24 protein-coding genes are annotated in these 26,381 nt (G+C 51.8%); 2 read left to right on the top strand and 22 right to left on the bottom strand.

The features are described 5' to 3' along the window. Position 1 precedes the first annotated feature (1 nt). From DXC51_RS26005 to DXC51_RS25995, 3 genes are all read right to left on the bottom strand, one after another. On the bottom strand, positions 2-895 hold the full coding sequence (locus tag DXC51_RS26005; RefSeq protein WP_035322130.1) for an ROK family protein: 894 nt from the start codon (positions 893-895) through the stop codon (positions 2-4). Positions 896-925: 30 nt separating this feature from the next. Next, the gene (locus DXC51_RS26000) at positions 926-1,375 is read right to left on the bottom strand and encodes a NanQ anomerase/TabA/YiaL family protein (protein ID WP_021636816.1); all 450 of its coding nucleotides are present in this window, start codon (positions 1,373-1,375) and stop codon (positions 926-928) included. A gap of 121 nt (positions 1,376-1,496) precedes the next feature. Beyond that, the gene (locus tag DXC51_RS25995) at positions 1,497-2,198 is read right to left on the bottom strand and encodes an N-acetylmannosamine-6-phosphate 2-epimerase (RefSeq protein WP_025487449.1); all 702 of its coding nucleotides are present in this window, start codon (positions 2,196-2,198) and stop codon (positions 1,497-1,499) included. Between the two features lie 318 nt (positions 2,199-2,516). On the opposite strand from DXC51_RS25995, the gene DXC51_RS25990 reads away from it, so the two are divergent. Continuing rightward, positions 2,517-3,434: a dihydrodipicolinate synthase family protein gene (locus DXC51_RS25990; protein WP_117531145.1), complete on the top strand. Its 918-nt coding sequence runs from the start codon at positions 2,517-2,519 to the stop codon at positions 3,432-3,434. Between the two features lie 74 nt (positions 3,435-3,508). Then, positions 3,509-4,150 (top strand): SGNH/GDSL hydrolase family protein, encoded by a 642-nt coding sequence (locus DXC51_RS25985; RefSeq protein ID WP_025487451.1) that lies wholly within the window; start codon positions 3,509-3,511, stop codon positions 4,148-4,150. A gap of 229 nt (positions 4,151-4,379) precedes the next feature. Here the strand turns inward: DXC51_RS25985 and DXC51_RS25980 are convergent, their stop codons facing one another. The 19 genes from DXC51_RS25980 to DXC51_RS25890 form a co-directional block, all read right to left on the bottom strand. Next, positions 4,380-5,468 carry a right-handed parallel beta-helix repeat-containing protein gene (locus DXC51_RS25980; RefSeq protein ID WP_243003276.1) on the bottom strand — a complete coding sequence of 363 codons (1,089 nt, stop codon included), beginning with the start codon at positions 5,466-5,468 and terminating at the stop codon, positions 4,380-4,382. Positions 5,469-5,665: 197 nt separating this feature from the next. Beyond that, positions 5,666-6,148 (bottom strand): transcription elongation factor GreA, encoded by a 483-nt coding sequence (gene greA, locus DXC51_RS25975; RefSeq protein WP_025487452.1) that lies wholly within the window; start codon positions 6,146-6,148, stop codon positions 5,666-5,668. Positions 6,149-6,349: 201 nt separating this feature from the next. Then, on the bottom strand, positions 6,350-7,261 hold the full coding sequence (locus tag DXC51_RS25970; RefSeq protein WP_025487453.1) for a hypothetical protein: 912 nt from the start codon (positions 7,259-7,261) through the stop codon (positions 6,350-6,352). A gap of 104 nt (positions 7,262-7,365) precedes the next feature. Further along, positions 7,366-8,322, bottom strand: coding sequence for a tRNA dihydrouridine synthase DusB (gene dusB / locus DXC51_RS25965; protein ID WP_102290055.1), 957 nt, complete (start codon positions 8,320-8,322; stop codon positions 7,366-7,368). An 81-nt stretch (positions 8,323-8,403) separates the two neighbouring features. After that, positions 8,404-9,174: a type III pantothenate kinase gene (locus tag DXC51_RS25960; protein WP_025487454.1), complete on the bottom strand. Its 771-nt coding sequence runs from the start codon at positions 9,172-9,174 to the stop codon at positions 8,404-8,406. A 14-nt stretch (positions 9,175-9,188) separates the two neighbouring features. Continuing rightward, complete coding sequence (locus DXC51_RS25955; RefSeq protein ID WP_021636806.1) at positions 9,189-9,569, bottom strand: DUF6145 family protein; 381 nt, start codon at positions 9,567-9,569, stop codon at positions 9,189-9,191. A gap of 107 nt (positions 9,570-9,676) precedes the next feature. After that, positions 9,677-10,696, bottom strand: a complete 1,020-nt coding sequence (locus DXC51_RS25950) for a biotin--[acetyl-CoA-carboxylase] ligase (protein ID WP_025487455.1) — start codon at positions 10,694-10,696, stop codon at positions 9,677-9,679. A gap of 45 nt (positions 10,697-10,741) precedes the next feature. Further along, positions 10,742-11,734: an ornithine carbamoyltransferase gene (gene argF / locus DXC51_RS25945; RefSeq protein ID WP_021636804.1), complete on the bottom strand. Its 993-nt coding sequence runs from the start codon at positions 11,732-11,734 to the stop codon at positions 10,742-10,744. A gap of 201 nt (positions 11,735-11,935) precedes the next feature. After that, positions 11,936-12,859 carry an SPFH domain-containing protein gene (locus DXC51_RS25940; protein ID WP_025487456.1) on the bottom strand — a complete coding sequence of 308 codons (924 nt, stop codon included), beginning with the start codon at positions 12,857-12,859 and terminating at the stop codon, positions 11,936-11,938. 1 nt (position 12,860) lies between these two features. After that, positions 12,861-13,304 carry an NfeD family protein gene (locus DXC51_RS25935; protein ID WP_021636802.1) on the bottom strand — a complete coding sequence of 148 codons (444 nt, stop codon included), beginning with the start codon at positions 13,302-13,304 and terminating at the stop codon, positions 12,861-12,863. Between the two features lie 163 nt (positions 13,305-13,467). After that, positions 13,468-14,736: a cell wall hydrolase gene (locus DXC51_RS25930; protein WP_181970202.1), complete on the bottom strand. Its 1,269-nt coding sequence runs from the start codon at positions 14,734-14,736 to the stop codon at positions 13,468-13,470. A gap of 389 nt (positions 14,737-15,125) precedes the next feature. After that, positions 15,126-16,298: a cell wall hydrolase gene (locus DXC51_RS25925; RefSeq protein ID WP_025487457.1), complete on the bottom strand. Its 1,173-nt coding sequence runs from the start codon at positions 16,296-16,298 to the stop codon at positions 15,126-15,128. Between the two features lie 360 nt (positions 16,299-16,658). After that, a complete protein-coding gene (gene proC, locus DXC51_RS25920; RefSeq protein WP_025487458.1) occupies positions 16,659-17,453 on the bottom strand; it encodes a pyrroline-5-carboxylate reductase in 795 nt (264 codons plus the stop codon). A gap of 55 nt (positions 17,454-17,508) precedes the next feature. Next, positions 17,509-18,285, bottom strand: a complete 777-nt coding sequence (locus tag DXC51_RS25915; RefSeq protein WP_025487459.1) for a TrmH family RNA methyltransferase — start codon at positions 18,283-18,285, stop codon at positions 17,509-17,511. A 24-nt stretch (positions 18,286-18,309) separates the two neighbouring features. Further along, on the bottom strand, positions 18,310-18,963 hold the full coding sequence (locus DXC51_RS25910) for a potassium channel family protein (RefSeq protein WP_021639679.1): 654 nt from the start codon (positions 18,961-18,963) through the stop codon (positions 18,310-18,312). 24 nt (positions 18,964-18,987) lie between these two features. Further along, positions 18,988-20,331 carry a TrkH family potassium uptake protein gene (locus DXC51_RS25905; protein ID WP_021639678.1) on the bottom strand — a complete coding sequence of 448 codons (1,344 nt, stop codon included), beginning with the start codon at positions 20,329-20,331 and terminating at the stop codon, positions 18,988-18,990. A gap of 263 nt (positions 20,332-20,594) precedes the next feature. Continuing rightward, positions 20,595-21,569: a 6-phosphofructokinase gene (gene pfkA, locus DXC51_RS25900; RefSeq protein WP_021639676.1), complete on the bottom strand. Its 975-nt coding sequence runs from the start codon at positions 21,567-21,569 to the stop codon at positions 20,595-20,597. Between the two features lie 304 nt (positions 21,570-21,873). Further along, complete coding sequence (locus DXC51_RS25895; protein WP_021639674.1) at positions 21,874-25,323, bottom strand: DNA polymerase III subunit alpha; 3,450 nt, start codon at positions 25,321-25,323, stop codon at positions 21,874-21,876. A gap of 3 nt (positions 25,324-25,326) precedes the next feature. Beyond that, on the bottom strand, positions 25,327-26,196 hold the full coding sequence (locus DXC51_RS25890; protein ID WP_025487460.1) for a damage-control phosphatase ARMT1 family protein: 870 nt from the start codon (positions 26,194-26,196) through the stop codon (positions 25,327-25,329). Between the last annotated feature and the right edge of the window lie 185 nt (positions 26,197-26,381).

Raw genomic sequence — 26,381 nt, 5'->3', positions numbered from 1 at the left:
CTCACTTTCCATGCAGAGTATCCGCTCCTTCCGCGCATTTGCCCGCTCCCAGCAGGCCGGCCGTATTCTTAAGCTGCGCAGGCAGGATGACCACATCCCGGAAGCTGGGCATAATCTGCTTTCCCAGTTTTTTCCGGATTTCTTCTATAATATATGTCTGGCTCATCACACCGCCTCCCAGTATTACGCAGGGAGGGTTGAAAATATGTATTAAGGTTATCAGCCCGTAAAGGATTTCATCAATCCAGCTGTCCACGGTTTCCCGGATCTGTGGTTCCCCAATCCTGGCAAAAATATGCCGGCCGTCCGTCAGTGAAGCGTCCAGCTTCCCCGCGGCATTAACCAGCGCCGTGACGGACGCGTACCGTTCGTAGCAGCCGCTGAAAATATCAGCTTCCGCATCACGTTGCCCGCCATGAACCACCATGCCGCCCACTTCTCCTGCCGAAAAGCTGCCGCCGGTATAAATGCCGCCGTCCATAACCACCGCGCCGCCCACGCCTGTTCCATAGGTGAGCATCAGAAAATCCCGGAAGCTCTGTCCAGCGCCGAATGCCGCTTCTCCCAGTGCCGCGGCGTTCACATCATTCTCCACGGCCACCGGCACCCGGAATTCCTTTTCCATTATATCCCGAATCCGTGTTCCTGTATACCCCGGGATATTGGAATTGGCGAAGCGTATCACCCCCGCGGAAGAATCCACCTGCCCCGCCGTACTGATTCCTATCCGTTCAAAACCGCAGCAGCCCTTCAGAATCCCTATCGCTTTCCTCATAACGCTTTCCCCGCCCAGGTACGCATCCGTAGCAAATTCCCTGCAATCCCTGAGACTGCCGTTTTCATATATTCCCGCCTTTATAGAAGTCCCCCCGATATCCAGCACCGCAATTTTCATATTTGCTCCCATCCCCACGCTTTTGCGCAGTTATACCCTTACCTTTATCACGCATTTTTTCAGACGGCCCGGTTCTCCTGCCGCCACACCCGGTTTGTGCGGTTCTCCCGCCATGCACAGGATAAACCGACCCCGGCCCAGGAGACAGGCCGCTTTCTTTTCACACAATACGGTGCCAAAATCCATTTCTTCTGAGTAGGGAAATTTTTCCCCCTCCGTGGTTCCTCCGATCTGGATTTCTTCCATTCCCTCAAGATCAATCTGGATATCCATATATTTTCTGTGGACTTCAAAATCCGCCTGCGTTTCCTCCTTTGTCACCGTCTCCATTACGTTGATGAAGCAGTCCGTTCCCGCTATTTCCGTTCTGCCGGACGGAAGCCTCTCCATATCCGTATTTTCCAGAAAATCTATAGCTCTGTCAAGCCACTCTCCCATCCCTCTGTATTCTCCGATTCTGTCCAGTGTATCATAAATCACAGTCTTCCTCCGTTTCCGCCCCGCTAAATGGTTCCGGTCAAAAAAGAACTGCAGGAAAAGGCCGGACAGCCTTCTGCCATACAGTTCCAGTCCATTGTTACATTTCTGAAAAAAGTTTCCGTCACTTTGCCTCTCTCATGGCAATCGCCTGTACAAAACGTCTTGTTATCTCCCTGGGCCTTGTCACCGCCGTACCCACAACTGCCGCAAAAGCGCCTGTATCAAGCGCCCTGCCCAGATCCTCAGGACACCAGATGCCGCCTTCCGCAATCACAGGTCTGCCGCATTCCTCCGCCAGCGTTTTCATCATGGAATAATCGGGCAGCCGGCTCCCTTTCGTATAGGAGGTATAGCCGCTCAGTGTGGTGCCAATAAAATCAAAGCCGAGCTGAGCCGCGTGCATTCCTTCCTCTATTGTGGAGCAGTCAGCCATAAAAAGCTGAGCCGGATATTTCTTCCGTACTTCATTAAAAAATTCATCCAGGGTTTTCCCGTCCGGCCGAAGCCGCATCGTAGCATCCGCGGCAATAATTTCACAGCCACAGGAAGCCAGCGCATCCACCTCTTTCATTGTCGGTGTTATGTAGATTTCGCAGCCGGGATAAACTTCTTTTATTATACCAATCACAGGAAGCGTTACTGTCTTTTTAATTGCCGTAATATCTTCCACGGTATTTGCCCTGATTCCGGCCGCCCCTCCTTCCATGGCCGCATATGCCATACGTGACATAATGTAGGAGCTGTACAGAGGTTCTTCCTTTAACGCCTGGCAGGATACAATCAGCTTACCATGAATCTGATCCATAATTTCCTGTTGTGTCATCTTTACTCCCATCTGCGCCCTGAGGCGCGCATACAAATCAGAGCCTTTGATGCTGTCCGGTTAAGCTTCCATGGTTTTGGACGTATCGTCCTGATTTGCAGTTGATATTTTTTTGTGTTTTCGTATAAACCGACTATAGCATATAGGGAAAACTTTTTCAATATTATACGAATGAAAGAAAAATCTTTTATTTTGTTGTTTTCACCATATCATAATGCTATAATTTCCTCATCTGAAAAAAGCCATAAAATTGAATAACAGGTAACTGCCAGGTTACTGAACAATTTTCACAGGCAAAAAGAAAAGAGGGAAAAAATCATGTCAAAATACGATGTATCACGCTTCCGCAATGTAACCGTAGCGCTCAACACCCCTTTCACCAAATCCGGCGAGGTGGATTTGGCCGCCGCCAGAAGGCTTACCCGCTACTATATAAATAAAGGCATTAAGAGCCTTTATTTATGCGGAAGCACCGGCGAGGGTTTTCTGCTGGACAGCCGGGAAAGAATGGCTGTAGTGGAAGCGGTTAAAGAAGAGGCCGGAGAGGAAATGGCCGTTATAGTCCATGTGGGCTGTCCTGACACCAGGCATGCGGCGGAGCTGGCAAGGCATGCGCAGAAGGCCGGCGCGGATGCAACCAGCGCGGTGCCCTGCGTCTACTATCATCTGGGCGAGGAAAGCGTATACCGCCACTGGACGGCAATTACGGAAGCCGCCGACCTGCCCTTTTTCATTTATAACATACCGCAGCTGACCAGTTTTAATCTTTCCATGGAACTTTTTGAACGGATGCTTGCCAACGAGCGGGTTGCAGGCGTAAAATGTTCCTCAGAACCTTGCCATGACATCCTCCGCTTCAAACAGGCCGGCGGTGAGGATTTCATTGTTTTCAACGGCCCGGACGAGCAGTATCTCGCTGGAAGGCTGATGGGTGCGGACGCGGGAATCGGCGGAACCTACGGTTCCATGCCAGAGCTGTACCTGAAGCTGGAAGACCTGATCCGCAGAGGGGAAATTGCAAAGGCGCAGCAGCTGCAGATTAAGATAACACAATTTATTTACCGGCTGTGCTCCTTCCCTTCCATGCACGGCGCATGCAAGACCATTATCCGTTTGGACGGCGTGGACATCGGTGATCCCAGGCTCCCTTTCCTGCCTGTTGACGAAAAGGATCCGGCGATTATCAGCCTCTATCAGGATATACGCAACGCTGTGGAGGAAACAAAAAAATGGTAGGCAGATCTGATATTTAATACTGGAACAGACTGATGAAGTATCGCAGTCAGATATCCGATATGCAGGAGGGAAAGATGAAAAAGACCATTGTCGCTTTTGGCGACTCCAATACGCATGGCTACTGTTCGCAGACCGGAGGCCGGTTCAGTGAGGAGGAACGCTGGACCTGTCTGCTGGAGCAGTACCTTGGAAATGAATACCGGGTGATGGAGGAGGGACTGAGCGGCAGGACTACCGTTTTTGACGATCCCCTTTTCGAAGGTTTGAACGGCCTGTCCGCCATTACCCAGTGTCTGCTGACACATGAGCCGGTGGATCTGCTGATTATCATGCTGGGGACAAATGACACGAAAGCCCGCTTCTGCTGCAATGCGGAGAACATCGCCAAAGGGCTGGAACGCCTGGCAGGCAAAGCCATGTCCACTACGGGCGCCTTCCGGAGCGGCCCCAGGCTGCTGCTTATCGCCCCCGCCCCGATTGAGGAGGGCTACGCATCAACCTCCGCCGCCAATGAAATGGGGCCGGGCTGTGTGGAGAAATCAAGGCAGCTGGCCTTCTGGTACGAAGACCTGGCAAAACGGATTGGCTGCAGCTTCCTGGACGCCGGCGCCATTGACGGAATACGGATGCATCCCAATGATTATATGCATCTGGATAAAAAAAGCCATGAGCTTCTGGCGCGTGCGCTGGCTGAGCTGATCCCATCCATTATTTGAAAACATCCCCTGTCACTGTATCCCTTCACAGTGACTGCCAGAATTCTTCCTTAATTGCCTTCGGCGATGGATTTTAGCACTTCTGAATCACTTTTTTAAAGTCATTATCACAAAAAACAGTGCCATGCAGCTTTGCGGTTCTTAACCGGCTTTGTGCGTGACACTGTTTTTTTCAGGGCTTTGCCTGATTTCTATTATTTATCCACAGCCTGTCCCTGATGTCAGTCTCTTATCCCCAGACCTTAACCCGGTTGAAGCCTTCCTTCAGCTCCTCCAGCGGTCCTGCCGGAGAGCCTGCTTTTCTGGTTTTCCCAAGATAATCCTTATCCAGTACAATCGGATTTCCATCAGGATCGTCAAACGGCGCTTCCACAAGGCGGACCATTCCCAGTTTTTCCGTATCAATAATTTCCGTAGGGATGGAAAGCATATCCTTTTCCACATTCATTTCCAGGTAAACGCTGTCTCCCTCCACCGAAATTTTAACCTGCGGATCGCCCTCGCTCAGGTAATTGTCTTCCTCCCTGGCAAAGGCCGGCGCTCCCTTAAGATAAGCGTTGCCATTGATAAATACCGGCTGGTTTACCTTTTCAAACATTTCCACATCCCCGTTGCCAAGGGCGGTTACCTCTTCCACATATTCCTCAAGGGAAACAGGGGAGCCGTCATAGCCCGCGGTCCCGTTCAGGGACTGTTCCGTGTAGGTCTTAGTGCCTCCCAGGAAAATATTCTGATACAGCCTGTCGTCCCCGCCGTAAACAAGCGTGGTTCCCGCCACCTGCGTGGTATGAGGGAAATGGTAAGGCGTGGAACGGTTCAGTACCGGCTCCCTGCGCATGGTGCCGCAGCACAGGTTATTCACATACGCGCCGCCCTGGGCAATGTTGTCAAAGTTATAATCAGAGGCAAAAATGTTATTATCAACCATGTAAGGGCCATGGGAAACCTCCACCATCAGATCCCTGTCATTTTCATAGAACAGGTTGCTGCCAACCCTCGTGCCCTGTGCCTGCCAGTCAAACCAGGCGCCCAGCGTGCAGTTGTGGATGTGGTTATGGCATACCTGCACATCAATGGCGGCGTGAAGCTTAATGCCCGCGATTTCATAACCGAAATATTCATGCTTTACAGCAATATTGTATATGTGGTTATTGGTAATCTCACTGAATACACAGCCCATATGGCCCACCACGCCGTTCTGTCCGCAATCGTAAATCTCGTTGTTACGGATGATATGGGATCCGATTTTTTCCTTGCTCCAGCCAATCTGCAGCGCGCGGAATACGGCCTCCATCTGGTACTGATAGCCGCCTGTCACTTTTTGCTGTTACTGTTCACACCCCGTTTGGGTCTCTGCGGGCGGAAGTATCAGGAGGGCTGTTGCATCCACCATTTTCCATAGTTGTTGATATACAATGAAAACCTCGTGCCATCGCAAAAAAAGACACTCTCAGATTTTCTTCTGAAAGTGTCCTTAAAAGCGTATATTCCAGTCATACCGATATTCTTCCGGAATCAGTTGGAACGCTGAATCTCCAGTACCTTATATGTGATGGTGCCTGCCTGCGTTTCCACTTCTACAATATCCCCTACCTTAGCGCCGATAAGAGCCTTGCCTACGGGAGATTCGTTAGAGATCTTTCCCTTCAGGCTGTTTGCCTCGGTGGAACCGACAATCTTGTATTCCATTTCTTCATTATATTCCATGTCCAGAATTTTAACGCGGCAGCCGATGTTGATCTTCTCCAGATCCACTTCGTCTTCCACGACTACTTCCGCATTCTTCAGGATCTTCTCCAGCTCTTCAATTCTTGCTTCGATATCGCGCTGCTCGTCCTTTGCAGCATCGTATTCCGCATTTTCGGAGAGGTCGCCCTGCTCTCTTGCCTCTTTGATCTTCTGAGCCACTTCCTGTCTCTTAACCACCTTCAGGTTATGCAGTTCATCCTCATACTTGCGAAGTCCTTCATAGGTAAGGATATTTTTCTTCTCTTCCATGTTTCTCTCCCTTTCTTATTCCTGCAGATTCCTTTTCCCGCCCGCGCTCCTGCCGGAACGGACATACTATAATTTACGGTCAGCATTAGAATATGGCAGTGCCTTCACATAAGCATTGCCATATCCGTTCCGCCTGCCTCATCTAGTCTTCAATTTAACTGTCTGACCATATTCCGCGTTCCGCAGTCTGTAAAAACGTTTCTACTTATACGGCTGATTATCATCAGACTCCTGGTAACGGTTCGTATTATACCTTTTTCTCACATAAGTGTCAAGAATATTCAAAGCACTCACATAAGAAATATCCTTTCTTTTGGCACAAAGCAGCCGTTCCTTCTCCGCCTCCGAGGTCATATCCAGATAGATCGTATTCTCCGGCAGACGGCGGAACGCAATCCTGTAACCGGGCCGCATATCAATACATATGCTTCCCCGGGAACCCGCAACAGCCGGGCTGCCTGCACAGATGACCGGGAGTCCCGTATCCTGATAGATATGGCTGTAGTAAGGGACTTCCTCCTCCAGGGAGATCTGCAGGCCGCCCTCCAGCGCCCGGCTGACCAGCAGAAGGCCGTTCAGCCCGTCATAATCACCTTCCAGAAATTCCCTGACAAGCTCCGCCTCCGCTTCTATTTCCTCATAAAAGTCTTCCTTCCCGAAATCAGGCATAATTATGGTCATATACGGAAAGAATCCCTGCTGCTTCCAAAGAAGGCGCATTAACGCAGGCTCCGGAACAGGCAGGGAACTAAATACCGCACCGGCCTTAGTTTTTCCCAGGATATTCCTAAGCTCCGGCGCCATCCAGATCTGATTTCCTCCCGGAGCTTCGGCCACAGCCTCCAACAGCCGTCCGCAGAGCTTTTCCGTCTTTTTCATCCAGCCTTCGGGAAGCATGTGAAACCTGAACTGTATTTCCTCCTCTGAAACGGTCCACTCCAATGGCCTGTTTCCCATGATCCGCCGCCGGATAAATCCCTTCCCGGTATGCCGGGCTCTTTTTGCCATATCCCTGTCCCAGGGTAAAAAAGCATCTATATATACCATGGTTAAGGGTATGCTGTTCGCCCTGTTTTCATGCAGCGCTTTTTTATTTTCAAAAGGGAATTTCACAAAAAGGCTTTCTGGAAGGCAATTCCCAGAAGACGGTTCCCGGAAGGTGACTTTACATTGGCGATTCCCGAAAGGCTTTTTTTAAAAGATGGCTTTGCACAGGCTCAGCCGCGGATGACCGCCTCCAGCTCCTGCATTGTCTCCATTTCATTGATGCGTTCCCTCAGCCTGGCGGAATGAGGATAGCCGGCTGTATACCAGCAGACATGCTTGCGCATTTCCCGGATAGCCGTATATTCTCCCTTATACTCCGTCAAAAGGGCGGCATGCCTCAGCATCATCTCCCGCACCTCCTCTATGGGTGGACTGGGCAGCAGCTCGCCGGTATCCAGATAGTGAATGGTTCGGCGGAAAATCCATGGGTTTCCTCTGGCTGCCCGTCCGATAAGCACCGCATCGCAGCCTGTTTCCTTCAGCATGCGCTCCGCCGCCTCCGGTCCGGTCACATCACCGTTTCCGATTACTGGTATGCTTACCGCCGCCTTTACCCGGGCAATGATGTCCCAATCCGCTTGTCCGGCGTAATACTGCTCTCTTGTCCTGCCATGCACCGCTACAGCGGCAGCGCCGCTTTCCTGGGCAATACGGGCGATTTCCACCGCATTGACGCAGCTGTCGTCAAAGCCCTTCCTGATTTTAACGGTTACGGGCTTATGAATCGCTCCGGCCACGGCCGAAATAATTTTTCCTGCAAGAAGAGGATCCTTCATGAGGGCGGAGCCTTCTCCATTATTTACCACCTTGGGTACAGGGCAGCCCATATTGATATCCAGAATGGAAAAAGGCCTTTCTTCAATTCTTTTTGCCATTTCCGCCATCAGTTCCGGATCGGAGCCGAAGAGCTGAAGAGAAACAGGGCGTTCCTTTTCATGGATTTCCAAAAGGCTTTCCGTATTCTTGTTTTTATAATATATGGCTTTGGCGCTCACCATTTCGCTGCATACGAGGCCGGTTCCCATTTCGCGGCAGAGCAGACGAAATGGCAGGTCGGTTACGCCTGCCATTGGTGCCAGAAATACCTGGTTTTCCAAAGTCACATTGCCAATTTGCACTTTTGCCATCTTTACATTCCTTTCATGAGAGGGATGACGCCCCGGAATTTTGTCCCTGCAGGCTGCTTCGGAATTCGATAATCCGTGAAGCTATCTGCGGTTCTTTTCGTAAATATAACGCAGGCCTTCCATGGTAAGGGCAGCGTCGTAGATATCTATGACGTCTGTTTCGTCGGCAATAATACGGCCCAGGCCGCCGGTAGCCACTACCTTCATATCCGGCAGGCCGGTTTCCCTTTTTACGGCATTGACGATATATTCGGTCTGTCCTATCTGGCCATAGACAAGGCCTGCCTGCATACTGGAGATGGTTTCCTGGGCCAGGATGCTTTTGGGCTTCTTAATCTCCACTACAGGGAGCCTGGCTGTATCTTCCCAGAGGGCCTTGGCCGAAATACGGATGCCGGGAGCCGTAATGCCCGCAGCAAAGCAGCCGTCTGCAGTGACATAGTCATAGGTGGTTGCCGTTCCGAAGTCAAGCACAAGGACGGGGCCGCCGTACTTTTCATAGGCCGCCACTGCGTCTACAATACGGTCGGGGCCGATTTCCTTGGGGCTTTCGGTGATGATGCGGATACCGGTCTTTGTGCCTGCTCCCACAATGAGGGGCGGGGTTCCCAGGTAGCGCGTAATGCCGCCCACAAGGGAATGCATGATATTGGGGACCACGCTTGCCAGGATGGTTCCCTCAATCTGCTCTTTGGAGATTCCGTCAAACATCAGCAGCTGCCTGATGCTCATTCCGTATTCGTCCGAGGTGTGGGGCAGCTTGGACATCATGCGGAAGGTGGTGACTAATTTTTTCCCTTCGTATACGCCGAAGGTAATATTGGTATTGCCTACATCAATTACTAATATCATGCTGTTCTCCTGTTCTATTCTTCTTCATCCAGGAAATCCGCTACGTTTTCATGGAGCACCATGGCTCTGTAATAAAGGCTGAGGGACTCAAGAAGTTCCCTTCTTTTTCTTCTGATTTCACCCAGAAGAAGCCCGCTGCTCACCTCATCATAGAGGAAATCCTCTTCGGCAGCCGTGGTTTCCAGGGTCACGCCGCCGTCCGGTTCAAAGAGTATGGTAAAAATACCGCCCACTTCCTCAGTGTAAAGCACGCAAAGGATATGCAGCTCGTCCTGAACGGACTGGGGCAGTTTGTTAAAATCAGGGTTAAAATAATATTTCTGCTCATAGGAGTTGGCGCCGCACAGGAGCATGCGCCCGTCCTCCGTTCTGCCGGTTTTCCATCTTTCTTCCATGTTCTGTCCGCCTGTCTTTTATAATCTGTTACTTCACTCATTATAGCAACTGTCCGGGAGGGCGCATCTTCTTGAATGGCTCTGCCGTCCTGAGCTGTTACAAAATATTACACGTAGCCATATACGCCGCGTACGGAAACTTCGCCGGCATATACCCTGGCGAGCTCCCCGTCTTCTTTTTCCACAAGAAGCTCCCCTGCTTCGTTAATGCCTCTGGCCGTGCCGCAGAATTCGCCTTTCGGGTCAAGGACCCGCACCCTGGCATCCTTATTCAGGAGATAGCTGTGATATGCGGGGAGCAGGGCCGTGAGATCCCAGGTTTCCCGAAATTTATCATAAGCCTTTTCGAAATGCTCCATGATGGACAAAAGCAGGGCGGAGCGGGTGATCCTCTCCCCTTTTTCCAGGGCAAGGGACGTTGCAGTTGCCCTGATTTCCTCCGGGAAATCCATCTGATTGACGTTGATGCCGCAGCCTATGACCACATAATGGATGTAGTCAGGCTCCGCGCTCATTTCCGTCAGGATGCCGCAGACCTTTTTGCCGTGCGCCACAATATCGTTGGGCCATTTAATGCCGGCGTTAATGCCAAGCTCCTCCACAGCCTCCGCCGCGGCAAGAGCCATAACAAGGGTGAGCATGCAGGCCTGCTCCGGCTTGCAGTCAGGGCGCAGCAGGAGGGTAAAATAGAGATTGCATCCCTTAGGGGAGGCCCAGCTTCGCCCCCTCCGGCCGCGGCCCGTATTCTGGCAGTCCGTCACCACCAGCGTTCCCTCCGGCGCGCCTTCCTCAGCCGCCTTTTTGGCATCGATATTCGTAGAACCCGTTTCCGGGAAATACATCAGGCGGCATCCCGCCCAATGGCCTTCTCCCCGGTTCTCAAAACGGCTTTTGATTTCATCTTCCCCCACCACATCCGGGGAGGCTTTCAGACGGTAGCCTTTGTTCTGTACCGCTTCTATCTCATAGCCCTCCGCCTTCAGCTGGTTCATCACCTTCCATACAGCAGTGCGGGAAACGCCGAACCGGCTGCAAAGCTCCTGTCCCGATATATATTCCTGGCTTCCGTCCTGTGCATTCCCCCTGCGCATTCCTTCTCTCAGCAGGGTGAGTATTTCCGATTTCATATATCCGTCAGCGCTCCTTTGAGGTTTTTGGCCTGCCTGTTATTTTCAGAATTCATAACCAAGTGAGGCCGCCATGACCGCCTTGATGGTATGCATCCTGTTTTCCGCTTCATCAAATACCACGGAGGCAGGGGATTCAAACACCTCGTTGGTAACCTCCATTTCACTGATGCCGAATTTTTCCCCTATCTCTTTTCCGATCCTCGTATTCAGATCATGGAATGCAGGGAGGCAGTGCATGAAAATAGCATTTCCCGCATTGTCCATAATCGCTTTATTCACCTGATACGGGGAAAGCAGGTTGATCCTCTCCTCCCATACATAGTCCGGTTCACCCATGGATACCCATACGTCGGTGCAGATGACATCCGCATCCCTGGTTCCCGCCATGACATCTTCAGTCAGGGTGATGCTTCCGCCGTTTTCCGATGCAATAACCTTACACTGGTTCACCAGCTCCTGGGACGGGAAGTATGCCTTCGGCGCGCAGGCAGTAAAATGCATGCCCATTTTCGCACAGGCCACCATATAGGAATTGCCCATATTATAGCGGGCATCGCCCATGTATACAAGCTTTACGCCCTTAATACGGCCCAGATGCTCTCTGATGGTCAGAAGATCCGCCAACATCTGGGTGGGATGGAATTCATTGGTCAGGCCATTCCATACAGGAACTCCCGCATTAGCGGCCAGCTCTTCCACAATCGCCTGTCCGAAGCCGCGGTATTCAATTCCTTCATACATTCTTCCCAGCACCCTGGCGGTATCGGCAATGCTTTCCTTCTTGCCAATCTGGGAGCCTGAAGGATCCAGATAGGTGGTTCCCAGGCCCAGATCATGGGCGGCAACCTCAAAGGAGCATCTGGTCCTGGTGCTTGTTTTTTCAAAAATCAGGGCTACGTTCTTCCCCTGGAAACAATTGACCGGAATGCCTTTTTTCTTCTTGTCCTTCAAATCAGCGGCCAAATCCAGCAGGTATGTAATCTCCTCCGGCGTATAATCCATTAATTTCAAAAAGTGACGTCCTTTTAAGTCCATAGCAGTCTCTCCTCTCTTTCTCCATTCCTTCTGACGAAAAAGTCCCACATCCTGATCGTCTTTGATGTGAGACTTATCCATGTCTTTTATATAGTTACCGGTTTATTCCCGCGTACAGCGAATCGGACGGACGCGTCAACGCGCCCACCCGGCGGCTGCACGGGGTTCAAATGCCCCGCTGCTTACGCGGGGTATTTGCTGTCAGCCATTGAGCACTTCCTTGGCAGAGGCCAGCATTCCTGCAAGTCCCTGGATTTCGGATGGGATAATGATCTTGGTCGCCTTGCCGTCAGCTGCCTTTTCAAAGGCCTCCAGGCTCTTGATCTTGAGCACTGCATCATCCGCTCCTGCTTCTTTGATAAAACGGATACCGTCAGCTGCGGCCTGCTGTACCTTCAGGATAGCTTCCGCTTCACCTTCCGCCTCCCGAATCATCTTCTCCTTCTCAGCTTCCGCATGAAGGATGGCAGACTGCTTCTCGCCTTCCGCTTCCAGAATCGCGGACTGCTTCTTACCTTCCGCTACAAGGATGGTGGACTTCTTCTCACCTTCCGCCCGGAGGATGGACTCACGTCTTTCACGTTCCGCCTTCATCTGCTTCTCCATGGCGTCCTGGATGGCCGCCGGAGGTATGATATTCTTCAGTTCGACTCTGGTTACTTTAATTCCCCAGGGGTCGGTGGCAACGTCCAGGGACGCGCGCATTTTGGTATTGATGGTCTCTCTGGAGGTCAGGGTCTGATCCAGCTCCAGGTCGCCGATGATATTACGAAGCGTGGTAGCCGTCAGGTTCTCAATAGCCATGATGGGATTTTCCACGCCATAGGTATACAGCTTGGGATCGGTAATCTGGAAAAATACTACCGTATCTATCCGCATGGTAACGTTGTCCTTGGTGATAACCGGCTGGGGAGCGAAATCAACCACCTGCTCCTTCAGGTTCACCTTTCTGGCAATCTTATCAATAAAAGGCATTTTTAATTTCAGGCCCACGCTCCAGGTCCCCTGGTAGGCGCCCAGCCTTTCCACAACATATGCCTGAGCCTGCGGTACAATCTTGATACATGATGCCAGCAGGATGATGATAAGTACAAGAATAATTAACAGCACAATTGCTCCAGCCATACTACATTCCCTCATTTCTTTCTTCTACGATTAGTTTGACCCCGCTGATGGCGCGTATAATCACGATGGTTCCCCTGGGAAGCTTCACACCGTCCATCACATTCCTGGCGGTCCATTCCTGTCCATCCACGCTTACCGTGCCGGCGGCCATCAGGTTATCCACTTCCTCTGTGACAATAGCCTGCTTGCCTATCAGGCTTTCCGCGTTGGTCTTGATCCTGTCTCTGTTAAAATACTTCATTGCGATCGGTCTTGTGAAAAGCAGAAGCACCACCGACACGCTCAGAAACAACGTTATCTGCACATACAACGGTGCGTCGAAAGCCGCTGCTATGATTGCGACGAATGCTCCGCCCGCAAACCAGATGGTGGTAAGACCCATAGTTGCAATCTCAATGGCAACCAGAATAATAAGCAAAATCAGCCAGAATACAACCTGGTTCATACAAATCCCTCCTTTTCGGCTTTCCTACATAATACTATATAATAAAAAGATATTCAATCATTTGTTTCAGGCCGATGGACGCAATGCTGCAGTCCCGTTACTGTTCACACCCTGTTCGTGTCCAGCTTGGGCGGTTGCCACCGCCCTGTATACAAAGCATCCTCTACCAGAATACATGATTGCCGATAACAATGCCTTCCCGGCTGCCTGCTCGTCTGAAATGGGTGGCGGTTCCCACATTTGTGGAACCTGCCAGAGCCTCGTTGGCCGCCTGTAGGCAGCTGGCTTTAATATTTCCGCTCTGGATGAGCCTGGCTACCTTGCCGGTTCCCGCAGGGCCGAACTGTCCGGATGCATAGATAACCCCGGAAACACTGTTGGGGTAGGAACCGCTTTTCACCCGGTTGATTACCACCGCGCCTACCGCAAGCTGTCCTTCATAAATTTCGCTTCCCGCTTCGCATTGGATCAGCGCCGCCAGCAGAACAGCATCGCTGGTCCCTGCAGGCACTGCGCCTGAGTTTTCTATATTTCTGCCGCCTGTACGTCCTGCTTTTTCCGATGCCTTCCCATCCTGCGCCTGAAGCAGGGTCTGGGCCTGGGCTTCCTTCTGCGCAGCTTCCCTTGCCGCGATTTCCTCCAGAGTCTCACCCTCGTCCAGTTCGAATTCCACAGTAATATAGTCTGCCGACACATAACCGGTGCGGCCTTCGTAGTCCACGGCCGCCCAATCCGCATTCAGCCGGATGCCATCGCTGAATTCCAGCTCTCCCGCATCCACTATCCGGAAAATTTCTCCTCTTGCAGCCAGATCATATACTGCCGCATCGGCCGCAGGCTCCTTACGGATACGCAGAGTATCCCCGGTAACCGTGGCTACCGTTCTCCCCACCTTCTTAGCCTCCTCCAGCGCTTTCTGTCCGAACAGTAGGAATTCGTCCTTGGCCCAGCCGGTAAGGTCACCTGATTTCAGCTTCGTCCAGCCATTCTTTCTTTCCAGCACCGTTCCGCCGCAGTCCGCGTAAAGGTAGCCTACCTTCTTCGCTTCCTCGTCTGGCTCCTGTCTTACATTCAGCGTATTGGACACGTTGGCCATAACCAGATCGTAATCCGTATCCGCCGCTTCCTCCACGGCCTTTTCTCCGCCAGGTATTCTGTCGGTAATCACCGCTTCTCCCACGGCGCCTGTCTGCAGGGCTTCGGCCATAAGGATATCCTTTTCCCCGTCCTTCTCCGTAGCATCCGTATCCGCGTTCTGCAAATCGGGTACATCCGCTTCCTCATCCAGGATTTCCGCAACGCCCGCCCCCAGCCGCTCTCCGCTGCTTCCCTGCGCGCTGGACTGTGTCCCTGCCATGAGCATACATACGGCGGCAAACAGCAGCGTCCGCCTCATAAAAAATGCAATGCTGTGTTTTCTCAATACTTTCATAGTATAACCCCTGTAAAGTGTTTTACACTTCCCCTCATGCCGCCTGTGCGGCACAGATAAGATATGGGAAAATGGCCGTGCCATAATTCCCGCCGCGGGACAGCCTTCTAATTCCGCTCCGCTTCCCGCCAGATATTACAGACATGTTAACAATTGTTGCAAAATTTGTCAAGTTTTGTAAAAAACAGACATATTAGCAGTAACAACACCAGAGATTTCAAGTGTTACTGTTAATAACTTATTTTTCATATGCCGACTGCGGAAGGTAAGAAAAAAGACGGCTGGATATATACTCCAACCGCCTTTTGCTCTTTTGTCTGTTTCGTTTTATCCAATGTAACAGTTCGGAACATCCAGTATTTCCGCCATCCTGAACTGTTACTATTCAATTAATAAAAAACATGATTGCCGATGACCTGCCCATGTCTTCCGTTTACCCTTCGGAAATAAAGCTTATCTCCTACAGGCTCGGAACCTGCAAGCGCTTCAATGGCCGCCTGTCTGCAGGACTGGCTGATATCGCCGGTGGAAAGGGTTCTGGAAAGGCTTCCGTTCCTTACCGGGCTGAACTGGCCGGCCGCATAGATAACATCCGGAATACTGCTGGGATGTTCTGCAGCTTCCACACGGTTCATAACCACGCTGCCAACCGCGACCTGGCCCACATAGGGCTCGCCGCCGGCTTCACACTGGATGAGCGCTGCAAGCAGCTCCACATCCTGGGGGGTAACGCCCGACTGCGCGATAACCGCCTGCTGTGCCGCCTGAACCGCGGCTGCCTGCGCCTGCTCGGCTGCGATTCTTGCCGCTTCTTCGGCCGCCTTCTGTGCTTCCTCAGCTGCCTTCCTTGCCGCTTCTTCCGCGGCCTTCTGCGCTTCCTCGGCTGCTTTCCTTGCCGCTTCTTCCGCGGCCTTCTGCGCTTCCTCGGCCGCCTTCCTTGCCGCTTCTTCTACAGCCTTCTGTGCTTCCTCGGCTGCTTTCCTTGCCGCTTCTTCAGCGGCCTTCTGCGCCTGCTCAGCTGCTTTCCTTGCCGCTTCTTCCGCGGCCTTCTGCGTCTGCTCAGCCGCTTTCCTTGCCGCTTCTTCAGCCGCGGAGTTATCCTCAGCCGCAGAATCGGCTCCGTCCGAACTGCTCTCAGACATTCTGTCCTGAGCGGCTGTGTCGGCGGGATGGGTCTCTTCTGTCTGTAAATCCTGTGTCTGTTCTGTCTGCTCTTCCGTATCGCCCGGATTCTGTGTTTCCTCCGGGTTTACCGGCGCGATATCATCTAATGTATCACTGCCGTCTGTCAGGTGCTCGCTTTCCACCCAGCCGGTGATATCACCGACCTGTACCTTCATCCATCTGCCGCTGTTCTCAAGGACCTTAGCCTGTGTCCCTGATAACGTTGCCAGCACCGGAGAGGTATCATCAGCTTCTGCATGGACATCTGCCACACTGGCCGTTTCAACCAGCATCACACCATTTGCCATAGCGGTTGTTCCACATGCGGAGCTGAGCACCATAATACCTGTCAGCCATCCGGCAGCATGCTTCCACAACCTTCTGCCATTTGTGTTCATAAATAACCTCCAATTTCAGCGTTCCCTGAGTCAGTGGGAACTTTTTCACAATTGTTACAAAGTTGTTAACAAATGTTACGTCTGATATCATATCAACATTATGCCCATTTGTCAACCCCTCAATACAATCCGCTAAAACTCAGGGTTTTCGACCACTTTTGCGCTTTAAATCAATATTATAAGGAAGTAAAATTTATGTTTTAACAATTATTTTTTATATTATTTCGACATGGTTTTTACATATTATTCTTTTTTTCTTAATATTTTATTGCAAAAAAGTTGCTCCCGCGTACTTTTTTCTACGCAAGGAGCAACTTTTCTTAAGATTTTCTTCAGAAGATTATCTAATTGTTACAATTATTACATTTTTCTCGATTTTTCCACACAGGTAATGACCGCATCCATTACTGTGCCGCGGAAATTATTTTTCTCCAGCATCTTTATCCCCTGGATGGTCGTGCCTCCGGGAGAGCATACCATATCCTTCAGTTCTCCGGGGTGGCTGCCGGTTTCCAGAACCAGCTTCGCGCTTCCAAGCACCGCCTGGGCCGCAAATTCATAGGCCTGCGCCCGGGGCATTCCTTCCGCTACCGCCCCGTCCGCCAGGGCCTCGATAAACAGGAAAACAAAGGCCGGGGAGCTTCCGCTGACTGCGCCCACCACATCCATCATTTTCTCAGAAACCTCCACCGCCTTTCCGAAGCTTCCGAGAATCTCCAGCACCGTATCCCGGGCCTTTGAACCGACCTCCGGTGAGGCGCAGACGCCCGTACAGCCTTCCCCTACCAGCGCAGGCGTATTGGGCATGCATCTGACCACCGGAAGCCTCTGCCCGAATTTTTCCTGAAGCCAGGCTATGGTTTTTCCCGGCGCCAGGCTGATTATCGTTTTGCCTTCCCAGGAAATACCTTTTATTTCTTCAATGACTTCTTCAAAAAACTGAGGCTTTACCGCAAGCACAAGTATTTCCGCCTGTTCCGCCACTTCCCTGTTGGAGGATGCGGTACGGATTTTACAGCTGTCCTCCATTTTTTTTCTGGTAGCTTCCGTTTTCGCACTGCCGCAGATGTCCTCCGGCTTTACGATACCCTTGTCCAGCATGCCGCCGATGACGGCCCGGGCCATATTTCCAAGTCCGATGAATCCTATTGTCATATTCGCTCCTTCCTGATTGCTTCCGCCTTCTGTCCTTTTTCCCGCTGCATTGTTTTCATCCTCCGCGGCGCTGCCTTGCCGCCTCATACATGAGAATCCCCGATGCCATGGCGGCATTGAGGGATTCCACGCGGCCCTCCATGGGGATTTTGATATAGGTATCGGCCAGCGCGGCGGTTTCCTCCTGCAGGCCGTTTCCTTCATTGCCGATCAAAAAGGCGCTGCCCTTCCGGTAATCTTCGCCGTCGTACCAGCTTTTTCCCTTCAAATGTGCCGCAAACAGACGGATTCCCGCTGCCTTCAGCTGCACTGCCGTCTCCTCCAGGGAGGAAACATAGACGAACGGCACACGGTAAATGCTTCCCATGGTGGAACGTATGGTTTTGGGATTATAAATATCCGCCGTTTCCCGGCTCATGATAACGCCTCCGATTCCGGCGCCCTCCCCGGTGCGCAGTATGGTCCCCAGATTGCCCGGATCCTGGATATCCTCCAGAATCATGAGAAGCGGGTTCTTTGCTGCCAAAAGGTCTGCAAGCGCATATTTTTTCTGCCGCATTACGCACAGGATTCCCTGCGGCGCCGCGGTATCGCTCATCTTGCGGAAGACCTCCTCCGACACGGTTTCAAAGGGCCGTCCGGCCAGCTTCTCCATACAGGCCGCATTCTGAAAGCCTTCCACAGCATATATTTCTTCAATTTCTTCTTCCGGCGCTTCCAGAAACATTTTCACGCCTTCCACCACGTATTTGCCCTCCTGCCTGCGCTCCTTTGCCTTCTGGTTCAGCGCAGCCACTTTTTTAACACGGGTGTTGGATGCCGATGTAATCATTAACTGTTCCTGCCTTTCTGCGGCCTACAGCTGCTTTAACAGCTTTCTGGCAGTCTCGTGGGAAGCAAGCACAATCAGATGCTCCCCATCCTCTATGAAATCATCCGCAGAGGGCATGATGTGGGATTCGCGGCCTTCCTTCTTAATCCCGATGATCGTAACGCGGTAGCGCGCCGCAATGTTGGATTCCCGGATGGATTTTCCCACCCATTCCTTCAACGGGCTGATTTCATAAATACCGTATTTGGAAGAGATTTCAATATAATCAAACACGTTATCCATGCTGAACCTGGCCGCACAGCGCTCGGCAATATCCTTTTCCGGATAAATAACCTCGTCCGCGCCGTTGCGCAGCAGGAATTTGGCCTGGATATCCCTGGTCGCCTTGCTCACCACATGCTTTCCGCCCATTTCCTTTACCAGGCTGGTAATTTCCAGGCTGCTCTGGAAGTTCGTGCCGATACAGATAAAAATCACGTCAAAATTGCCGATTCCAAGGCTGCGCAGCACTTCAGGATTCGTGCAGTCCCCGATTTTGGAGCTGGTAGCGTAGGGAACAAGGCCTTCCAGCTTCCTTTCATCACTGTCAATTATCATGACATCATTTCCCAGGTCGAGAAGGTTGGAGGCAAGATGCTGCCCAAAACGCCCCAAACCGATAACAAGCATAGATTTCATAGTAATTATTTATCCTCCTTAGAATTATCCCACCACAATTTTTTCCACCGGCTGCTTCACCGGAGGCTCCGGCTTGCTTCTGGCAAAAACAAGGGTAAAGGTCAGGCTTCCCAGCCTGCCGCAGTACATGAGCAAAATGATGACGATACGGGACAACGGCACCAGTTCCCTGGTAATTCCCGTTGTCATTCCCACCGTCCCAATGGCGGAAAACACCTCAAACAGCGCGTCCGAAAGCTTCAGCGGCTGCGCCGACATGATAATGAGGGCCGCTGCCACAGCCAGTCCCAGGTCGATGGTAACAATGGCGCTGGCTCTCTTTACCGCGCTCTCCTCCAGACGCCTGTCCAGAATATTGACTCCATGGGTCCCCCGCACCATGGCTATGGTGGAAAGAACCATGACGACCGCAGTGGTCACTTTCACGCCGCCCGCCGTAGAACCGGGGCTGCCGCCAATAAACATAAGAACCATCGTTAAAAATTTGCTGGAATCCTTCAGCGCAGCGGTGTCCACGCTGTTAAAGCCCGCAGTCCTGGGCGTTACCGAGCTGAACAGGGAACCCAATATCCTCTCCCTGACATTCATTCCGGCCAGCACATTGTCCTTTTCCATCAGGTAAAAAAGCAGGGCTCCGCCGAAAATCAGGATCCCTGTGGTAATCAGTACGATCTTGGTGTGCAGAAGATATTTTTTGAAATTCAGTCTGTTTCTGTGGATATCATCCCAGACAAGGAAGCCTGCCCCGCCGATTATAATCAGGGCCATAATGGTCAGGTTCACCAGGATATCCCCTTCATACGCCACCAGCGAGCTGTAAGCCTCATTTCTGCCCATCAGGTCAAAGCCGGCGTTGCAGAAGGCTGAAATTGCATGGAAAATTCCCATATAGCAGCCTCTCCAGAACCCATACTGCGGCACAAAGCGGATAGATAGCAGCAGGGCGCCTGTCAGCTCAAAGGCAAAGGTGCCCATCACAATCTTGCGGACCAGCTTTACCACGCCGGCCAGTTCAATGGTGCTCACGCTTTCATGGATGGCCTCCCTTTCCTTCAGCCCGATTTTCTTTTTCAAAAGGACCGCGATATAGCTGCCGATAGTGATGAAGCCCAGGCCTCCGATCTGTATCAGGGTCAAAATGACCAGCTGTCCGAACAGGCTCCAGTTCTGATAGGTATCCGCTACCACCAGACCGGTCACGCAGGTGGCCGAGGTGGCCGTAAACAGGGCGTCCAGAAAGGGCATCCATTCCCTGCTGCGGGTAGAAACCGGGAGGCATAAAAGAAGCGCTCCCATCAGTATAATGAGGGCAAAGCCCAGGGCAAGCATTCTGGTATACGGCATTTTCTGTTTTTTCTTAGTCAGCATAATTAATCTTCCATCGTAACTGTTTAAGTCCCGCACAGTTACCTTCTGTTAAGTCCCCGTAAACAGGCCGCGGGAATCAAAGACCTCGCTGCAAGCAACGAGGTATCAAACTTGCAGCGCTGCAAAGCAGCGGGGTATTTGACCCTCGCAGCAGTCGCCAAATATCCATGCAAGCATGGATACTTGGCTCGTTGCTCGCGGGAATAAACAGGAAGGCGCCGGTTCACACCGGACGCCTTTATTTCCTTTCTGATTCAGCATTCTTAAATTGCAAGCAGCTTGCTGATTCTGTATTCGTATTCCGGAATATCCTTCTGCATTGCCAGCGCATCCTCGATGTCAAAATCCTGGAATTCGCCGTGGCGGTAACCGATAACCCGGTTAGTTTTACCCTCGCAGAGGATATCCGCCGCAAGGCAGCCCATAATGGAGGCATAATAGCGATCCTTACAGGTAGGGCTTCCGCCTCGCTGCATGTAGCCCAGGATCGTCGCCCTGGTTTCCACACCTGTGGCTGCTTCGATTCTTCTTGCCATGGAGGTGGAATGTCCGATACCCTCCGCATTGATAATCAGATGATGGGTTTTGCCCCGTTTTCTGTTGTTGATGATGTTGTTGATGATGTTCTGCTCATTATAATCGTATTTTTCAGGAAGAAGGATATCCTCCGCGCCGTTGGCAACACCGCACCAGAGGGCGATATAACCGGCATTCCTGCCCATTACCTCAATAATGCTGCAGCGTTCATGGGAGGATGAGGTGTCCCTTACCTTATCGATTGCCTGCATGGCCGTATTCACCGCCGTGTCAAACCCTATCGTATAATCCGTACAGGCAATATCCAAATCAATGGTGCCGGGAAGGCCTATGGTGTTGATGCCGTGACGAGAGAGAGCCTGCGCTCCCTGATAGGAGCCGTCCCCGCCGATAACCACCAGACCGTCGATGCCATGCTTATGGCAGATTTCCGCCCCCTTCTTCTGTCCGGCCTCCGTCTTGAATTCCTGGCAGCGGGCTGTGCCCAGCACGGTGCCGCCTCTCTGAATGATATCAGAAACGCTGCGGGCCTGCATATCCACGATTTCTTCATTTAAAAGGCCCTGATAGCCTCTCTTGATTCCCTTTACCTTAACTCCGTTGCTGATCGCCTTCCTGACAACGGCGCGGATTGCCGCGTTCATTCCCGGCGCATCGCCGCCGCTTGTCAATATTCCAATAGTTTTAATAGCCTTTGCCATGAATTATCCTCCAGTCTGCCGCCCTGTGCGGTCATCGTGAAATGGTGTCCCGTTTTGCAGCACCTCTTTTTGGCGTCTTTTCTTAACTGATCTTGTTTTTATTTTAATCTATACACGGTTTGTTTTCAATCCTTTTCTCGGATTCCGTGCTTCCGGCGCTGCACATTTGTAACTGTCCCGTCCCTTCACAGTTACTGCCGGAATCCATCCTGAATCGTCCCTGGCGATGGATTTTGGCACTTCTGAATCACTTTCTTACGGTCAGGGCAGTAAATGCGCAGACCTGTCGGACTGTAACCTGATTTTAAACCACCCTGATATTGCTTTCCCCGTACAGCTCCGATAATCTGGACACCAGCTCCTTATCCGCCTTCACATTCCTGTTGGGCGGCAGCGCCTTTTTGGCCTTGGGATTTTCCACATAGATAACGACGCCGTCATTTCCGTCGGACTGGGCAAGAAGCTCCAGCAGCGCTTTTTCCGTCTTCTCATATGCTTCCTTTGTGGGGAATTTAATCCACAGTGTCTTCCTGATATCGTCAAAGGCCTGGATGGATTCACAGATCAGCTTGCCGTCCCGATCCTCCTCCGCGGAGGCGCGGCCTTTGATGAACACCTTGCTGTCCTCCGTCAGTTTGGCGCTTTCCTGCTCATAAACCTTGGGAAAAACAACAACCTCCACAGTGCCCACCAGATCCTCCAGGGTCAGGAAGGCCATCACCTTATCGTTCCTGGTATACTTGATTTTTTTATCGGAAATCATGCCGCCTATGGTCACCCGTTCCTGATCGCGCACATTCATTTCCCCGGTTTCCTCATCCAGCAGGAAATCCGCCGTGGTTCTTGTAATGTGCTTCCTCCAGGTCTGCTCATATTCCTCCAGGGGATGTCCGCTGACATAAATGCCAAGGACCTCCTTCTCAAAGCCCAGGAGCAGCTCCTTGGAATATTCCCCCACGTCGGGCAGGCGGATTTCAAATTCGCCCTTGTCTTCCTCATCCACCAGATCAAAAAGGCTCATCTGGCCCGCCAGGTTATTCTTTTTATTATGCTGCTGGGCATCCATCATCTGCACAAAAACGCTCATAAACTGTTTTCTTGTGCCGCCCAGCCCGTCGAAGGTGCCTGATTTGATAAAATTTTCCACCGTCCGTTTGTTGACTTCGGAGTCCGCCATGCGGGTCACAAAATCCTGAATGCTCAAAAACGGGCCTCTTGCCTCACGTTCCGCGGTAACCTGGTCGATCACAGGCCTTCCCACGCCCTTAATTGCGGTCAACGCATACCGGATGGAGCCGCCGGACACGGAAAAACCGGCCTCTCCTTCATTGATATCCGGAGGGAGGATTTTAATGCCCATGGATCGGCAGGTGAGGATATATTCGGAAACCTTGCCCGGGTTATCAATGACGGACGTAAGCAGCGCCGCCATGAATTCCACAGGATAGTAATATTTCAGATAAGCGGTCTGGTAGGAAACCACCGCGTAGCAGGCCGCATGGGACTTGTTGAAGGCATATTTGGCAAAATCCATCATTTCTTCATAAATCGTCCCCGCAACTTCCGCGGAAATCCCGTTGCTCACACAGCCCGGAACGCCTTCTTCCTCATTGCCGTAAATAAAGTTCGCACGTTCCTTCTCCATAACCGACTGTTTTTTCTTGCTCATGGCACGGCGCACCAGGTCGCTTCGTCCCATGGTATAACCGCCCAGATCACGCACGATCTGCATTACCTGCTCCTGGTACACAATACAGCCGTAGGTCGGCTCCAGAATCGGCTTCAGCTGCGGGCAGAGATAGGTGATGCTGGCCGCATTGTTCTTACCTTTAATATAGCGCGGGATAAAGTCCATGGGGCCCGGCCGATACAGGGAAATTCCTGCGATGATATCCTCCAGGTTCTGGGGCTTGAGCTCCTTCATGAAGTTTTTCATCCCGCCGCTTTCCACCTGGAACACGCCGTCCGTCCTGCCGGTCCCGATGGAATCCAGGACAGCTTTGTCGTTAAAATCCACATTGTCCATATCCAGCTTCACGCCGGTATCCTTTTCCACCAGACGCACCGCGTTCTGGATTACCGTAAGGGTACGCAGCCCCAGGAAGTCCATTTTCAGAAGGCCCAGCTCCTCCAGCGTCGTCATGGTGAACTGGGTGGTAATGCAGCCGTCGGAACCACGGGAAAGCGGCACAAATTCGTCCGCGCTCTCCGGACAGATAACCACGCCGGCAGCATGCATGGAGGTATGTCTGGGAAGACCCTCCAGGCGCTTGCTCATATCAATAAGGACCTTTACCTGCTCATCGGATTCATAGAGCTTTCTCAGCTCCGGATTGGCCTGCAGCGCCCTGTCAATGGTCACATTCAGCTCATTGGGTATCATTTTTGCGATACCGTCCACATAGGAATAGGGAAGATCCATTACCCGGCCCACATCCCGGATAACACCCTTGGCCGCCATGGTACCGAAGGTGACGATCTGCACTACCTTTTCAGAGCCGTATTTTCTTCCCACGTAGTCTATGACCTCCTGCCTTCTTTCGAAGCAGAAGTCAATATCAATATCCGGCATGGACACACGCTCCGGATTGAGGAAACGTTCAAACAGCAGATTATATTTAATAGGATCAATATTCGTTATTTTCAGGCAGTAGGACACAATGCTGCCAGCCGCCGAACCTCTTCCGGGACCTACCATAATATCGTTGCTTTTGGCATAATTAATAAAGTCCCAGACGATGAGGAAATAATCCACATAGCCCATGCGTTTGATAATGCCAAGCTCATAATCCAGCCGTTCCCTGAGCGTACCGTCATCCTCAGGGTAACGTTCTTTAAGCCCGTCGTCGCACAGCTTGTTCAGATAGCCCCAGGAATCATAGCCTTCGGGCACCTCAAAATGAGGCAGCTTTGTCACGCCGAATTCGATTTCCACATTACAGCGGTCCGCTATGGACTGGGTATTCTCCACCGCCTCCCAGGCGTAGGGGAACAGCCCCTTCATTTCTTCCTCGCTTTTTACATAATACTGGCCGCCCTCGTAACGCATACGGTCCTCATCCGCCAGCTTCTTCCCGGTCTGGATACACAGCAGGATATCATGGGGCTTCTCGTCCTCTCTATAGGTATAATGCACGTCGTTGGTGGCTACCAGAGGGATATCAAGCTCCTTGCTTATGGAAAGCAGCGCCGTATTCACCGTATGCTGCGCCGGGATACCGTGATCCTGCAGCTCCAGGAAAAAATTCCCTTTGCCAAAGCATTCCTGGTACTTAAGCGCCGCCTTTTTGGCTTCGTCTATGAGGCCCTTCTGGATATTCCTGGCCACTTCTCCTGCAAGACAGGCGGACAGGGCGATAATGCCCTCATGGTAACGGTTCAGAATCTCCATATCCACACGGGGCTTATAGTAATAGCCCTCCGTAAAGCCCTTGCTCACAATTTTCATCAGATTGGCATAGCCGGTATTGTTTTCCGCCAGCAGCACCAGATGGTAATACCGGTCGTCCCCGCCGGTCAGCTCCTTATCAAAACGGGAATTGGGCGCTACATAGACCTCACAGCCCAGGATGGGCTTGATTCCCGCTTCCTTCGCAGCCCGGTAGAAATCAATTACGCCATACATCACTCCATGGTCGGTGATGGCCGCGCTGTCCATGCCCAGTTCTTTTACCCGTTTTACATACTCTTTTATCTTATTCGACCCGTCCAGAAGGCTGTATTCCGTATGGACGTGAAGATGTGCAAATGCCATGGATTATTGACTCCTTTCCCGGACAAACATGCCCTTGTTTTTTTCCATTCCGAACCTTTGCTGGAACCAGTCGCATTTACAGAGGAAGGAATAATAGACATTCAGGCCGCAGCCATGCATGGTTTCAAAATTACCCTGTCCCTTTGCCAGGATCACATCCGCCTCGTCCAGAAGCCGCCTCGTCTGTTCATCCACATAGGCAAGAGGCGTCCCTGCCACGCCGCAGCCGTTGCCCGTTACCTTAGCCACCTCGCACAGCCCCACCTGGACAGCGTCCTCCATAGTTGCATCATTCAGGGTATTCTCCCCCCGCACCAGAACGGTCAGATCCAATCCAGGAAAACGCTTCTGCATTTCTTCAACGACCAGCTTATCGCAAACGATCTCGCCGCAGTTATCAGTTATGTAAACCATTTTATCCGCCTTTTCCAAATCGTCCAGCAGCCGGGCATATACCTGCTCGTCCATACGATCCTGCGCCGCCTCATTCAGAAGCTGAAAAAGCGTCTCCTTGTCCACGCTGGAGGCCATGCCGAAATCAATATAATTGGCAACCCGCGCATAGACAAACGCCGTATGCAGCGGATCCTCCCCCGCCGCCATCGCCGCCCGGATGTCAGGCTCTACCGATAACATAAGCTCATTAAATTCCTTTTTAATCTTATCATAATCCGTTACCGGGCCGAAAATACCGCGGTAAACTTCATTAATCCTCTCCACCAGAACAGGCGCCGAGTCCTGCGGGCTGCTTTCCCCGATAATCCGGGCGACCTGCTTTATAAAGGCATCCCTGTCCTCCTCAGTCCCCATTCCCCTGACTCTCTCTTCCTGCCTGTCCACAAGACAGCGCATACAGGATGCACACAGCTTCATTGCGTTACCTGACCTTTCCGACCCCTGACCAAAACTGCGGGCGCATAACACATTCTTCCTGCCCTTAGGGTTCCTGATTTCCACAAAAATTATTACTGCAATTACTGTACCATGCGGGGGGGATTTTTACAATATGGAATGTAGGGAGTGGGACGCCTTGAGAGCGGCGGGGGATGGGGGGCGGA

Source organism: Eisenbergiella massiliensis (genome assembly GCF_003435485.1).
This window is presented reverse-complemented; position numbering and strand designations above follow the sequence as displayed.

What these genes read in the sequence shown, in the direction of transcription:
- DXC51_RS26005 (WP_035322130.1), bottom strand. Translation starts at nt 895, where the DNA reads ATGAAAATTGCGGTGCTGGATATCGGGGGGACTTCTATAAAGGCGGGA.
- DXC51_RS25995 (WP_025487449.1), bottom strand. Translation starts at nt 2,198, where the DNA reads ATGACACAACAGGAAATTATGGATCAGATTCATGGTAAGCTGATTGTA.
- DXC51_RS25990 (WP_117531145.1), top strand. Translation starts at nt 2,517, where the DNA reads ATGTCAAAATACGATGTATCACGCTTCCGCAATGTAACCGTAGCGCTC.
- DXC51_RS25985 (WP_025487451.1), top strand. Translation starts at nt 3,509, where the DNA reads ATGAAAAAGACCATTGTCGCTTTTGGCGACTCCAATACGCATGGCTAC.
- greA (WP_025487452.1), bottom strand. Translation starts at nt 6,148, where the DNA reads ATGGAAGAGAAGAAAAATATCCTTACCTATGAAGGACTTCGCAAGTAT.
- dusB (WP_102290055.1), bottom strand. Translation starts at nt 8,322, where the DNA reads ATGGCAAAAGTGCAAATTGGCAATGTGACTTTGGAAAACCAGGTATTT.
- DXC51_RS25960 (WP_025487454.1), bottom strand. Translation starts at nt 9,174, where the DNA reads ATGATATTAGTAATTGATGTAGGCAATACCAATATTACCTTCGGCGTA.
- DXC51_RS25955 (WP_021636806.1), bottom strand. Translation starts at nt 9,569, where the DNA reads ATGGAAGAAAGATGGAAAACCGGCAGAACGGAGGACGGGCGCATGCTC.
- DXC51_RS25950 (WP_025487455.1), bottom strand. Translation starts at nt 10,696, where the DNA reads ATGAAATCGGAAATACTCACCCTGCTGAGAGAAGGAATGCGCAGGGGG.
- argF (WP_021636804.1), bottom strand. Translation starts at nt 11,734, where the DNA reads ATGGACTTAAAAGGACGTCACTTTTTGAAATTAATGGATTATACGCCG.
- DXC51_RS25940 (WP_025487456.1), bottom strand. Translation starts at nt 12,859, where the DNA reads ATGGCTGGAGCAATTGTGCTGTTAATTATTCTTGTACTTATCATCATC.
- DXC51_RS25935 (WP_021636802.1), bottom strand. Translation starts at nt 13,304, where the DNA reads ATGAACCAGGTTGTATTCTGGCTGATTTTGCTTATTATTCTGGTTGCC.
- DXC51_RS25930 (WP_181970202.1), bottom strand. Translation starts at nt 14,736, where the DNA reads ATGAAAGTATTGAGAAAACACAGCATTGCATTTTTTATGAGGCGGACG.
- DXC51_RS25925 (WP_025487457.1), bottom strand. Translation starts at nt 16,298, where the DNA reads ATGAACACAAATGGCAGAAGGTTGTGGAAGCATGCTGCCGGATGGCTG.
- proC (WP_025487458.1), bottom strand. Translation starts at nt 17,453, where the DNA reads ATGACAATAGGATTCATCGGACTTGGAAATATGGCCCGGGCCGTCATC.
- DXC51_RS25915 (WP_025487459.1), bottom strand. Translation starts at nt 18,285, where the DNA reads ATGATTACATCGGCATCCAACACCCGTGTTAAAAAAGTGGCTGCGCTG.
- DXC51_RS25910 (WP_021639679.1), bottom strand. Translation starts at nt 18,963, where the DNA reads ATGAAATCTATGCTTGTTATCGGTTTGGGGCGTTTTGGGCAGCATCTT.
- DXC51_RS25905 (WP_021639678.1), bottom strand. Translation starts at nt 20,331, where the DNA reads ATGCTGACTAAGAAAAAACAGAAAATGCCGTATACCAGAATGCTTGCC.
- pfkA (WP_021639676.1), bottom strand. Translation starts at nt 21,569, where the DNA reads ATGGCAAAGGCTATTAAAACTATTGGAATATTGACAAGCGGCGGCGAT.
- DXC51_RS25895 (WP_021639674.1), bottom strand. Translation starts at nt 25,323, where the DNA reads ATGGCATTTGCACATCTTCACGTCCATACGGAATACAGCCTTCTGGAC.
- DXC51_RS25890 (WP_025487460.1), bottom strand. Translation starts at nt 26,196, where the DNA reads ATGAAGCTGTGTGCATCCTGTATGCGCTGTCTTGTGGACAGGCAGGAA.